A 12,162-nucleotide genomic window follows, 5' to 3' on the forward strand; every position below is an offset into this window, starting at 1 on the left:
TGGCTTTAAAATTGTAAAGCTACCCAAAATGTGGTAACATAATAGTAAGCAAAGTTTCGTCCTGCCCGGTGATGTGTGACTGCTGTGTGACAAATTCCGCGTATAATCATAGTAAAGATCGCAGAATATCGAGGTGAAAACCCTTTAAATCAATTGATATAAGGAGCGGAATCCAATGAAAAAGAAAAGAAATATCCTGATCGTCATTGCCATTATCGCCATCGTGGCGGCAATCGGCAGCACGATGGCGGCTTTTGTAGCCTCGACAACCACCACCAAGGACGTGTCCGCAGCAGAGCTGGGCATCAAAATCGTGCAGAACGGAGATAAAGACGCCAAGAGCGTTAAAAGCCTGGAAGCAGCCGATGGCAGCAAGGCAGGCTACCAGTACGCCGGTATGCCCGGCGATACCGTACGCCAGCAGGTCGCGGTCAAGAGCGACGCGAACAGCAAAGACAGTTATATCCGTGTCACCATCAACCGGAGCTGGACCGACAAAGACGGAAAGAAAGATTTCAAGCTTTCCCCAAAAGAGATCGGCATTGCAAGGGACAATGACAGCTGGCTGGTCACCGAAGACCCGGAAGACCCAGAGGTCATCTACTGTTATTATACCCGGAAGGTCGGAGGAAATGCCCAGACCGAAAACGTGATGGACAGCTTTACCATCTTAAAAAATAAAGTAACTGAGAACAGCAACGCCTACGCAGGCTACAGCGCCAACATTACCTTTGAGGCCGACGCCGTCCAGGCAGAGGCCGGAGCAAAAGCCATGCTCGCCGAATGGGGCATCATGGCAGAGCTTGACGCAGAAGGCAACCTGACAGGCTATACCGAACAGTAGGAGGAAAAGTCATGAAAAAGAAATGTATCACCCTTATCATCACCCTGGCACTCCTGCTGGCCACCGGGCTGACAGCCTCCGCCGCTGAGACCATTACCTTTAAGGGGCAGGCCGAAAAGTTTGTGACCGATGTGAGCGGCGACACCGAAAGCTTTGACGATATGCTTCCCGGTGAAAAGCGCACCATCAGCCTGACCCTCAAAAACGAGGACAGCAGCGAAATGAAGTTTTATATGAGCGCCGAAATCCTGGACAACATCGCCAGTAAAACCGCTGATTCACAGGCCGTGTATGATTTTGTCATCAGCAAAAACGGCGAGCCCTTTTTCAATACCATCATCGGCGGCGGGACGGCCAAAAATACCTCAGCCGGTGAAAAATATTTAGATGAGAGCAACAACATTCTGTTAGATACCCTCGCCCAGGGACAGAGCGATGTGATCGAAATCAGCCTGGAGCTGGAGGGAAACTCCACAGGCAACAGCTACATGAAGCAGACCGGCGAGATCCAGCTTGTCTTCACCGCGTCCACAACCGATCCCGCAGCGCCGGGCGGCAGTAACAGCGGTGGAAATGTGATCGAACGTCTGGTTCAGAGTATTGTAAATCCCGGCGCCGCCGGCCCGAATACCGGCCTAAACGGCGTCAGCCCATACCTGATCGTAGCGTGTGTCTGTGTCCTCATCGCTGTTGTGGCCATTGTCATACTCATCGCTACCCGTAAAAAGAAGGAGGAATAAACATGACAGCAGTTAAGAAAAAATTAACCAAAACAGCAGCCGTCCTCGCGGCCAGCCTGATGGCGCTGCTGCTCATGGGTATGACCCTCCCGGCCACCGCCCATGCCGAAGAAGGCACCTACAACATCGAGTTTAAAGCCGGAGCCGAAGGCGCCATTGCCGGAGGCACCAGCTATACACAGCCCGTCACCTATGGCGGTAAGCTGGACGCAGAGAGCGTTGCCGCCATGGTACAGCCAAACACAGGCTACTACTTTACCGACTGGAACAAAGCCGTCGAGACCACCGTCACCGGCAAAGCCACCTATGTGGCCCAGTACGCCAAGATTATCGAGGAAGCCAGCTACCGCGTCCGCTACCTCGACACCTTCGGCAACGAGCTGGCTACCCAGAAGGTCGTAGCCGCCAGCAAGGGCGGCACCGTGGTCGAGTACGCCCGTCAGATCGACGGCTATATTCCGGACGCCGAAGGTAAAAGCACAACCATCGCGGCCGAAGGCACCGAGATCGACTTTGTCTATACCCCGGCCGATAACCCCGCCTTTGAAACCCGGCCCGGTGTCGTGCCTGTCAGCGGACAGCCCGGCGATACCGGCACAGCGGCCACTCTGCCCGGCGGCACCACCGCCGGAGGCGGCACGAATACCCCCGGCGATAACAACCCCGGAGAAAACATCGAGGGTGGCGATACCCCGTTAGCCCAGCCTGATGAAGAAACCATCGACCCCAACGAAACCCCATTGGCCAACGCGGCCAAGCAGGTGGGCGGCATGGCAAACCTCATCATGATCGGTGTGGGCGGGGTCGCTCTGCTCGCGGTCCTGATCACCGCCATCATCGTCTATCGGAAAAAGAAAGCCAGACAATAAAGAATTTTTATAGTTTTACCATTGAAGGATCAAGGAGTGCGTTCGCTGAGAGCGCACTTTTGTTGTGTTTAGAAGCAGGATTTCTTAAGGAAAATCAATTATTTTCATAAAAAATCAACCGTTTAGATAAAATTTAAAAGTTTGGATTTACAAAAAAAATATAAACATTTATAATAATATCATAAATACAAATATAATAGGAGGGACGAAAGTAGTGGAAGAGCAAAACACCACACTGAGAGCCCAGATGTTTTCAGGCTTCAGCATCTCAGACGACAGCGCGAGCCTGGACGAAGAGAGCATCCGTTCAGAGATGATGACCAAGCTGTTCATCTACATCCTGTGCCACCGCCAGAAAGAACTGACGGTACAGGAGCTGGCAGAAGCCCTTTGGGAAGAAGAAGAGAGCGATAATCCCGCAGGCGCGCTCAAAAACCTCATGTACCGTCTGCGCAGCCTCATCAAGAAAACCTGGGGCAGAAATGATTTTATCCTGACAGGCCGCAGCGCCTATATCTGGAATCAGGAAATCAGCGTGAGCCTGGACATCGAAGTCTTTGAAGAAAAAATAAAGGAGGCTGAGGAAGAGAAAGACCCCGGCAGAAAGATCGACAGCTACAAAGCCGCCATCAACCTGTACCGCGGCGAGCTGCTGCCAAAATTTGCCAGCGAATACTGGGTCGCCTCCCTGTCCACCTACTACCATACCACTTATCTGAGCGCTGTCAAGAAGACCGCAGCCCTGTTAGAAGCGCAGGGGCGCTTCAGCGAAATGGCAAGCTGTGTGAGCAAAGCCCTTCAGATTGATAACCTGGATGAGAACCTGCACTGCTGCTTTATAAGAGCCCTTATGGGACAGGACAATTACAAGTAGGCCACCGAGCACTACCAGAAAGCCGAAAAAACACTTTACGACTATCTCGGTGTCACCCCCTCCGAGGAACTCCGGGGGCTGTATGAAACCATTATTAAGAAAACACACCGCCACGAAAGAGACATCGTGGACGTCCAAAATGAGTTGATGGAAGACAGTATTACCGGCGCCTTTGTATGCGAATACGGCGCGTTTAAGCGGATCTACTGCCTCCAGGCCAGACAGGGCGCCAGGATGGGAATCTCGGTTTTTTTATTATTAACGACCCTTTCAGCCGATGAGGGCATCGCGGAAAATAAAAAAATAGAGCTCCTCAGAGACGCTATGGTCCACCTGGAGGATGTGCTGCGCACATCGCTGCGCTCAGGCGACCCGGTGGCCCAGTACAGCAGCTCCCAGTACGTGGCCCTGCTGCCTACCTGCCAGTACGAGACAGCCCAGATCGTCGCAGGGCGCATCGAAAAAGCCTTCTGGGGCAATTACAAAAACAAGCAGATTCAACTGAGGTTTGACCTCGACGAGCTGCATTATGATTAATAACAAAAAACGGAGAGAGAAATGAAACCACAGAGCATCCCCTCAACCAGCCTGCGCCTCTGTATCGACCGTTTTGACGAAGACGATATGGCCGGAAGAATTATGGGCGTCGCGCTGGAAAACGAAATTCCCTTCAGCAGCTTCAGAAGCTTTGTCGCCAGTGTCGATAAAGCCTATGACACCATCGGGCAGCCCCAGTCAGGGCAGATCAGCAGATCCTTCGGGAAACAGGCGGTAAAGCACACGCCCTACGTAGCCGTCCCCAGACACTACCACGAGCCCGGGGAGATAAAAAGCGCGGCCGGCAGCCTTAAAACCTTTGACCTCATCATGCAGACCAGACATCATGCCGAATGGCAGGGAGTCCTGAAGGATGCCACCGGTAAAACGCTGGGGGCCTTTAAAAGCGTCCTGGAATGCATCCAGCTCATGACAAAATACTAAAAGCCACGCTTTGCCAGGCGTGGCTTTTTACAGTCACAGTAAACCTAAGAAAACAGTGACCTGTGACCATTGTGTGACAAATCGCTGGTATAGTTAGGGTATCATCAAAAAGAACCGAAGAAAACCAGCAATCCGCCGGTAAAAATAGAGAAAAAGGCATGAAGGGAGAACCAATCATGAAAAGCGTCAAAAGATTATCCAGATATACATCCATATTACTGAGCATGCTGCTCATGCTTTCAGCCATGAGCCCGGGCATCTCCGCCCTGGCGCAGGAGAGAGCAAACGCCGCCCCCACCGTCCTCACCTATGAGGACGACAGCATCACAGCAGAGCTGAAGGCCACCGGAGGCACCAGTCTGCCCGCAGGCGCGGCGCTCACCGTAAAAGCGCTCAATAAAGACAGCCAGGATGAAGCCGAAAAAGCCCTTTATGCCGAAACTGAAGTGGGATTAAAAGCCAAAGCCAGCGAACAGGGAACAACTGTAGACGGCTTTACTGCTTACAGTGTAAAACTACAGAATAAAGAAGGAAAAGATATGACACCCGCGCAGGGAGAGTATACACTGAAAGTCACTTATAAAGAGGCAACTGCTCCCGAAGCTTTTTTAAATAGTGAAAGCGCAGAAAAGGGCGTTACTCTTTACCAGAAAACCGAGGGTAAAGATGAGCAGAATAATACCATCTACACCATGGAAGTAACCGGGGAAGAGGACACAAAGATTACCGCTGACGCTAACGGAAAAGTACAGGCGGTTGAAAGTAAGATAACGACTTTGCAGCCGATTGCGCTGGCGTGGCAGAGTGTAGGGGTAAATCCCACAGTGGATAATGAAGAACAGCAGTTGGAATCCGCATTGGAAGAACCTGCAAATAATGTAGCCATGACAGCTGGCTTGCCCCAAATGGAAGAGAATACCCCTGTTTTAGAAGATAACCAGTATTGGTATAGTTTTCATTATGACAACAGAGAAGGCAGTTGGACTAAACAAGACCAGTATTTTAGCAGATGGATCGTCAACATCGTTGATGCCAACAATAATCCGATTAACGTCAAGGAAATCTTAGGAGAAAATAACTCAAGACACACGACATTAAATGGTAAGGACAACCCTGATGGTCAAGATAAAGTGGATTGGAAAGTCAGTCAAATAAGTAAACCTGAGCTCGAAGGTTACAAATTTGCGGAAGCGCGTATAAAAACGTCCAAGGACGACCCATTACAGGTATTTACAGCAATGGCAACATGGGTTCCGCCAAGTAAGCCAAATCAGTATCAATATGATTATAAAAAGGGCGCTGATGGCAAAAATTGTTTTTATTCAGATGTGATTAATAATGACGGCACGTATGGCGCAGAGATAACCTTTGTTTATGACAAGCTAACGACTGTACCAACAATAGACAGCCAGCAATTGGGTGTCGACATACAAATGTTTGACTATTCAACTCCAACACCGGCAAACACTTGGGCGGCTTATGGAGATGGGAGTTTAAAACAGGGCCGGTTAAAAAAAGAATTAAACAGTGATGGAATCCCAGTTGGCGCAATGGGTTTGATGGACGGAAAACCCCTAAGCGAAAGTTTTAGTGCAACAAGTAATAATTACCAAGGAAAGGCCAATCATTTGTTCAGGAAGGATATTTATGATAATCCTGATACTAAAGGCACATTTTATTACAGTAGTTTTGAGAATTATGCTTACTGGAAAGAATCAAATGATGAGATCGATAAAGAAAAGCCTTATGATTTTACTGTTTATGACCAAATAGGAACGCCGAGTGATGAGAATGCTTATTTTTATAAAAGAGGCAATTTTATGCCTTATAATAAAATTGAAGCAGGTAAATTTTCCAGTAACAGTAATTATTATGATGAAGATGGGAAAAACCTTGACGAGGAATCCTTACGTTATGGAGAAAAGCTCTATAAAACTCAGCAGTCGGGAGCGCCTGGAGCACAGAATGGAAATGACTATTGGTTTGGAATGGTGATGTCCTCCAGCTTTACTCAACTAGAAGGTGGACGGTACAATGGCCAGGATATGGTTTACGAATTTAACGGTGATGATGACCTGTGGGTTTTTGTCGATGGAGTGTTAGTATTAGATTTGGGTGGAATCCATGACGCCCACTCAGGTTCTATTAACTTTGCAACAGGTGAGGTTCAAGTTAAGGATAGTAGAAATGTAAATGGTAGCGCTGTGGAAATATTTCATGAGCCTACAAATATAAAAGAACAGTTCAAGAATACTGAAAAAGGAAAAAGTATGTCTGAAGAAGACTGGGATGGAAACACTTTTTCAGATTATAGCAACCATGAAATTAAGATTTTTTATATGGAACGAGGCGGCGGCGCTTCTAACTGTAAAATGAAATTCAATCTGCCAGTTATGCCTAAAGACAGCATCACGGTAAGGAAAGAAGTTACGAATATTAATGAAGGCTCTTATAGTGATGTGAATTTTAATTTTAGATTATTTTTAGAAGATAACGATGCAACAAAGGTTGACAAAGATACCATTGAAAAGAACGGAACTTTCTATAGTTTAGCTAAGAATAAAACTTACACGATGGATGGGGAGACCTTGAATACGGGAGACGATGGTAAATTCACGTTACATCATGGCCAGCAGGCAGTATTTGAAGAAATTGCAGATCGAAAGACAAAATATATTCTTCAGGAAATCAGCGTTGATCAAAATCGCTATGATGAATTCAAGGTTAATGGGCAGGCAGTACAAGATGGCAATATTATTCCCTCTGAGACTGAAACAGGCAAGTATATTATACAGACCGATCCCTTGGCAATAGATAAAAACGCCTTTGTCACTTTTAAGAATCATTGTGATTCTGAAAACCTTCATGATTTAGACATTACCAAAAAAATGATTGAAGGTCAAGAAAGTAACGATACTTTTCAAATTCAGGTTAAAATTGGCGGCCAATTATATAATGGTAAATATAAAATAAACGGAGTGGACTCAGGTAAGACGTGCCAAAATGGAAACCTTGAGATAAAACCAGGACAGACTATTAAAATAGAAAATATTGCGGCAGATACATCCTTTGAAGTAATAGAAAACTATGATAAGGATAATTATGAAAATCCTCAATATACAATCAGTGAAGCAACAGTGGATTCTACAACAGATAAAGCAGCAGGGAAAATTGAATTCAAAAAAAATGCTAAAGTAGAAGTTACGAATACCAGAAAACTCGGCAGCCTCAAAATCACAAAGACCATCACAGACGACAGCAAGGTTGACTACATGGATGGCGATCCGATCTTTACTTTTAAGATTACAGGCCCAAACAATATTGAGGGTCAAGAGCCCCAGGTATTTTACCGGACGCTGAGACTAAGCAAGGATGTTGGCAAAACAGCATCCATTATCATTGATAATTTACCAATTGGTGAGTATACTGTTGAAGAACTCAATACCATGCGCTACACATGCACATCGGATAATCCGCAGACAGACACAGTCCAGCAAAACAACACCGAGGAAACAAAAAATACACCTCCAACAGAATTTAGCTTTACCAACCAGTTAACCAACGAAGATTACTTCTCCCACACCGATGTGGTGGAAAACAGCTTTAAGATCGGTGAAGATGGAACCGTCACAGTAGAAAAACATAAAGTCCCTGAAGGGCAGGTTCCAGACGGCACAACGCCCGTTCAGCCATCCAATGAATAAGGAGGTGCACAAAAATGTTAAACAACATCTTAAAAAATAGAAAACTGAAATACGGTTTAGTGTCTCTCCTGGCAGTGGTATTAATCGGCGGCGCAGTGACCCTGGCCTATTTAAGCAAAAGCACCGAGGCGGCGACCAATAATTTTGCCCCGGGCGAAGTGACTACGGAAATCGAAGAAAAGCCTGAAGTAGCGGGCAGCACCATTAAAAAAGATCCGGCCGTCAAAAATATCGGCCCCAGTGCCTGTATTGTCCGGATGCGGGTGACCATCTCACCAGGCAGCATCGCAGAACGTGTTAATAATAAGCAAGAAAACGAGATTAAGATTAATTTCGATGAAAAAGCGTGGAAATATAATGAGGCGGATGGTTTTTGGTATTACCAGGCAGTAGTACCGGTAGACGGAAGAACAACCGCGTTGTTCGATAAGATAACGGGCATCACTGATCAAGACGGAAAGCCCCTTAAGGATTTTGAAGATTTCCAGATCACCCTTTATCAGGAAGCCGTACAGACCGAAGTGACTATTAATGGGAAGCCTGTAAAAGCGACGGATGCGACAGGGAACTATAATTCTGAGAACGCCATGAAGATATGGGCAGAATTTGACAAAAAAGACAATCAATAGCTTATAAAAAGATGACTGTCACACGAACCCGTGTGGCAGTTTCTTTTTAGAGCCCCGTGTGACCATGATATGACTGTTTTTTGTTAAAGTAGCCTTAAGAATTCAGAACGACGCATAACGAAGGAGTATACACCAATGAAAAAAATTTATCACATATTAACAAGCCTGATATTAGTCATACTGATCGCTTTGGCAGCCATCCTTTTTCTGCCAAAACTGCTGGGCATGACCCCGCTTGCGGTACTCAGCGGCAGTATGGAGCCTACGTACCACGTGGGCAGCCTGATCTATGTGAAGGATGCCGATCCGCAGGATGTGCAGATCGGAGATCCCATCACCTTTAAAATCAGCGATGACACCATGGTCACCCATAGAGTGGTAGCCATTGATACCGAAGCCCAGACCTTCCAGACAAAGGGCGACGCCAATGATAATGTTGACGGTGGGGCAGTGGCTTACGAAAATCTGGTGGGCAAGCCGGTCTTTACCATTCCCTATATGGGCTATTTAGCCGTTTACGCTAACACCACCACGGGCATGATCGTTATGGTTACCGTCATACTGGTGATTCTGATCCTTACCTTCCTGCCCGATTTCCTGATGAAGGATGACGACGAGGAAGAAAAAGAAACCAAAAAAAACCCCAGGCGTGAGAGAACAGCGGAAAGCAAAAAGACAGACACGCAAAAAAGAAAGAAAAAGGAATAGTGATTAAACAGGGCTTGCAAAAAGCTCTGTTTTTTTATTTAAAAAGAATTGATGTGACCGTTCTGTGACTATGCTCTGTCATAATAAATACATAATCAATTAGAAATCAATCCATATTGCATATAGAAAGGAAGTGGAGAGCATGAAGAAAAAAAGAGCAGGACTGGTATTGACAAGCCTACTAGTCGTAGCCGTCATCGCCGTTGGTTTAACGTTAGCCCTTTTATCCACAAGCACAGGCACAAAGACAAATGCTTTTTCTTCCAATAAAAATATTGATATCCAGTTAAGAGAAGATCAGTGGGATGGTTACACCTTTAATGATGGAGAGGGTGACAGCACTACGGGTCAAACAGTAAATCCTGCATATGAAGGAAACAAAGAAGATCTTGGTTTAGTCCAGGCACAATCTTACCTCCCAGGACAGGTTATCCCTAAGAACCCAACCGTTAAAAACAATAATAATGATGGTAAGGGTGTGGAAACAAACGTAGCGTTGAAGGTCACCTACTATCTGGAAAATGAAGATGGCACAGAAAAGCAGGTAAGTTATGGGACATTCAAAGAAACCCTTTTAGCTGAAAACGGAATTGAGTTTGATGAAAGCTGGAAAAATATCACAGAAGAAAGTTTACCGACTCAGATTTTCCTTTATAATAAAACATTAGATTTGAATGAAGAAACCACCGCGCTTTTCAGCTCAGTCCCTTTAAGCAAAAACATCGAAGCCAATGAAAATGGCGAACTGCCAAAATTCAACATTAAAGTACAGGCATACGCCATCCAGGCAGGAGTAGAAGGTATGAATATTGAAACTGAAATGGTTAAGTTTATCAACGCAAATTAAGACAATAACCTTTTGACTGTGACCATCGTGTGACAACCATAGATTATAATATAGTTATAATAAAACGGTATTTAAATAAAGAAGATTTATCGAAAAATGTTGAGGTTTAGAACGGAGGAAGAAAAATGGACAAGAAGAAAAAAAGATTGGCAAAAGGTCTCGTTGCTGCTGCGTTAGTAGGTGTTATCGCAGTTGGATCGACGTTAGCGTATCTAAGCGCAAACACCGGACAGAAGACGAATAAGTTTACGGGCGCAAAAATAGAGGGTTCTACAGAAGAAAATTTTACCCCTCCGGAGTCTTATTTACCCGGACAAAACATTGAAAAACAGCCTTGGATTCAAATTAAAGCTGGCAGCGCAAAAGCTAATGTAGCAATCGTAGTGGATTATATTGGAGATGATGGAAATACAAAGCTGTCTCAAGAAGAGTTTAAGAGATATGCTGAAGTAAAGGATTGGAATTTAGGAGAAGAAGGTAGCGCCACTTGGAGAAAAGTTGCAGATTCTAAGGATGGAAAGAGCGAGTTGTATATTTATAATGAAGTTGTAGATGCCTCTACTTCCAAACAAGATGTCAGCACACAATTTTTATTTAATTCAGTCACAGTCAATCCAAATTTGAGAACTGTTACAGATGCGGACAAAGATACTACCCAAGTTTACAGCGGCAAAAATAAGACTGGTCTGACCGATTTTTCTAAGGTAACAGATACTATTGCCGGTACATATTATTATGACCAAAATAATAATGTTTTAATAAAAAATAATTTGCCGGAATTTACCATTGATGTCAGTGGTTTCGCTGTGCAGTCTGAAAATTTAGGTGATTCAACAGCAAGTGCTGAATTGACTAAATTAGCTAATGAAGGAAGAACAGGGAATCAACAATTTTAGTATAATTAAACCATCTAAATTAACTTGAGGAGAATATCTATGACAAAAAAGAAAAAAGGCGCGATATTAATCTCAGCGCTGGCACTCATTGCGGTGATTGTTATCGGGGGCACATTGGCCTACTTTACTGACCAGGATGATGCGAAGAATGTATTTACTTTAGGTAAAGTGCAAGGGGATTTGACAGAGGACACCAAAGACTATGAAGTTGATACTCCAGGTGGAGGAACGCATCCTGTAAAGCCAGGGACACTCACAGAGGATGGCATCAGCTATGACAAAATTGTACCAGGGGACTGGCTGAGTAAAGAACCAAGAGTAAGTCTGACTGGCGACTCTGAAGATGCGTATGTACGTGTAAGATTGTCAGTCCCGAACAGCACGAAATTAAATCAGGAACAGGTAGCAGAGCTTATCACAGCAAAATGCCTGAACTTTGGTGAAAAATGGGTAGTTGGCGTAGACGGATATATCTATTATCAGGAAAAATTAACCAGAGATTCATCTGGCAAATCTCAGACAGATCCGGTATTTACCATGGTTAAAATCCCAGAAGAATGGGGTAACAGTACAGCGGAAGCCAGCTTTGAAATCACAATTCAGGCGGATTTAGTTCAGGCTGAAAATTTTGAAACTTCATTAGGACATAATGCGGCAGGACAGATTGACAGCTGGGGCGGTGTTACTATTGAAAAAGCAGCTCAGTAAGCATTGAAAGCGGTCTTCGGACCGCTTTTTTTAAAAGAACCATTCCGCCATGTTATCACTGTGTGACCAGACTTTGATAGAATAAAACTATGAGGATAGTGAGTAACATTGTGAAAGGTAAGTGATGAGGATGGAAAAGATTATTAACGCAAGCAACCAGACTTTTATCTTAGAGATTAAAAGCACACGAAACAACACCTGGCAAGGCACCATTCTATGGGTGCAGACGCAGGAGAAGGTCGCGTTCCGAAGCGCGCTTGAAGCCATCAAAATTCTGGATTCTGCCCTGACGGATGAGGGTGCGGATGAAACCCCAAAGCTGCAGATTGTTTAAGGCAGTAACGATAAAAAAACCCCGACTG

At 45.2% G+C, this 12,162-nt stretch carries 13 protein-coding genes; all 13 read left to right on the forward strand.

Features of this window, described 5'->3' with window-relative positions:
- Positions 1 to 175 precede the first annotated feature (175 nt).
- The 13 genes from FYJ53_RS09750 (at position 176) to FYJ53_RS09810 (ending at position 12,134) form a co-directional block, all read left to right on the forward strand.
- Positions 176 to 844: a hypothetical protein gene (locus FYJ53_RS09750; RefSeq protein ID WP_148427720.1), complete on the forward strand. Its 669-nt coding sequence runs from the start codon at positions 176 to 178 to the stop codon at positions 842 to 844.
- Positions 845 to 855: 11 nt separating this feature from the next.
- On the forward strand, positions 856 to 1,584 hold the full coding sequence (locus FYJ53_RS09755) for a hypothetical protein (protein ID WP_148427718.1): 729 nt from the start codon (positions 856 to 858) through the stop codon (positions 1,582 to 1,584).
- 2 nt (positions 1,585 to 1,586) lie between these two features.
- Complete coding sequence (locus FYJ53_RS09760) at positions 1,587 to 2,453, forward strand: MucBP domain-containing protein (RefSeq protein ID WP_013378957.1); 867 nt, start codon at positions 1,587 to 1,589, stop codon at positions 2,451 to 2,453.
- 214 nt (positions 2,454 to 2,667) lie between these two features.
- Positions 2,668 to 3,327, forward strand: coding sequence for a BTAD domain-containing putative transcriptional regulator (locus FYJ53_RS09765; protein ID WP_154557286.1), 660 nt, complete (start codon positions 2,668 to 2,670; stop codon positions 3,325 to 3,327).
- Between the two features lie 126 nt (positions 3,328 to 3,453).
- A complete protein-coding gene (locus FYJ53_RS09770; RefSeq protein ID WP_154557287.1) occupies positions 3,454 to 3,864 on the forward strand; it encodes a hypothetical protein in 411 nt (136 codons plus the stop codon).
- A 21-nt stretch (positions 3,865 to 3,885) separates the two neighbouring features.
- Entirely contained in the window at positions 3,886 to 4,308 is a 423-nt protein-coding gene (locus tag FYJ53_RS09775) for a hypothetical protein (protein ID WP_090410733.1), read from the forward strand.
- A gap of 176 nt (positions 4,309 to 4,484) precedes the next feature.
- Positions 4,485 to 8,012 (forward strand): hypothetical protein, encoded by a 3,528-nt coding sequence (locus FYJ53_RS09780; RefSeq protein WP_154557288.1) that lies wholly within the window; start codon positions 4,485 to 4,487, stop codon positions 8,010 to 8,012.
- Between the two features lie 14 nt (positions 8,013 to 8,026).
- A complete protein-coding gene (locus FYJ53_RS09785; RefSeq protein WP_148427712.1) occupies positions 8,027 to 8,641 on the forward strand; it encodes a hypothetical protein in 615 nt (204 codons plus the stop codon).
- 135 nt (positions 8,642 to 8,776) lie between these two features.
- Positions 8,777 to 9,349, forward strand: coding sequence for a signal peptidase I (locus FYJ53_RS09790; RefSeq protein WP_148427710.1), 573 nt, complete (start codon positions 8,777 to 8,779; stop codon positions 9,347 to 9,349).
- Between the two features lie 142 nt (positions 9,350 to 9,491).
- Positions 9,492 to 10,196: a hypothetical protein gene (locus FYJ53_RS09795; RefSeq protein WP_013378964.1), complete on the forward strand. Its 705-nt coding sequence runs from the start codon at positions 9,492 to 9,494 to the stop codon at positions 10,194 to 10,196.
- A gap of 125 nt (positions 10,197 to 10,321) precedes the next feature.
- Complete coding sequence (locus FYJ53_RS09800; protein WP_013378965.1) at positions 10,322 to 11,092, forward strand: hypothetical protein; 771 nt, start codon at positions 10,322 to 10,324, stop codon at positions 11,090 to 11,092.
- Positions 11,093 to 11,131: 39 nt separating this feature from the next.
- Entirely contained in the window at positions 11,132 to 11,800 is a 669-nt protein-coding gene (locus FYJ53_RS09805) for a TasA family protein (RefSeq protein ID WP_013378966.1), read from the forward strand.
- A gap of 130 nt (positions 11,801 to 11,930) precedes the next feature.
- Positions 11,931 to 12,134, forward strand: coding sequence for a hypothetical protein (locus FYJ53_RS09810; protein ID WP_090410735.1), 204 nt, complete (start codon positions 11,931 to 11,933; stop codon positions 12,132 to 12,134).
- The last annotated feature ends 28 nt before the right edge of the window (positions 12,135 to 12,162 follow it).

This window comes from Eubacterium sp. BL-380-WT-2B (assembly GCF_009696115.1).
GTDB classification, from domain to species: Bacteria; Bacillota; Clostridia; order Eubacteriales; family Eubacteriaceae; genus Eubacterium; species Eubacterium callanderi.

Coding starts and splice junctions, on each gene's coding strand:
- FYJ53_RS09800 (WP_013378965.1), top strand. CDS start 10,322: ATGGACAAGAAGAAAAAAAGATTGGCAAAAGGTCTCGTTGCTGCTGCG.
- FYJ53_RS09775 (WP_090410733.1), top strand. CDS start 3,886: ATGAAACCACAGAGCATCCCCTCAACCAGCCTGCGCCTCTGTATCGAC.
- FYJ53_RS09795 (WP_013378964.1), top strand. CDS start 9,492: ATGAAGAAAAAAAGAGCAGGACTGGTATTGACAAGCCTACTAGTCGTA.
- FYJ53_RS09760 (WP_013378957.1), top strand. CDS start 1,587: ATGACAGCAGTTAAGAAAAAATTAACCAAAACAGCAGCCGTCCTCGCG.
- FYJ53_RS09755 (WP_148427718.1), top strand. CDS start 856: ATGAAAAAGAAATGTATCACCCTTATCATCACCCTGGCACTCCTGCTG.
- FYJ53_RS09810 (WP_090410735.1), top strand. CDS start 11,931: ATGGAAAAGATTATTAACGCAAGCAACCAGACTTTTATCTTAGAGATT.
- FYJ53_RS09750 (WP_148427720.1), top strand. CDS start 176: ATGAAAAAGAAAAGAAATATCCTGATCGTCATTGCCATTATCGCCATC.
- FYJ53_RS09805 (WP_013378966.1), top strand. CDS start 11,132: ATGACAAAAAAGAAAAAAGGCGCGATATTAATCTCAGCGCTGGCACTC.
- FYJ53_RS09785 (WP_148427712.1), top strand. CDS start 8,027: ATGTTAAACAACATCTTAAAAAATAGAAAACTGAAATACGGTTTAGTG.
- FYJ53_RS09780 (WP_154557288.1), top strand. CDS start 4,485: ATGAAAAGCGTCAAAAGATTATCCAGATATACATCCATATTACTGAGC.
- FYJ53_RS09790 (WP_148427710.1), top strand. CDS start 8,777: ATGAAAAAAATTTATCACATATTAACAAGCCTGATATTAGTCATACTG.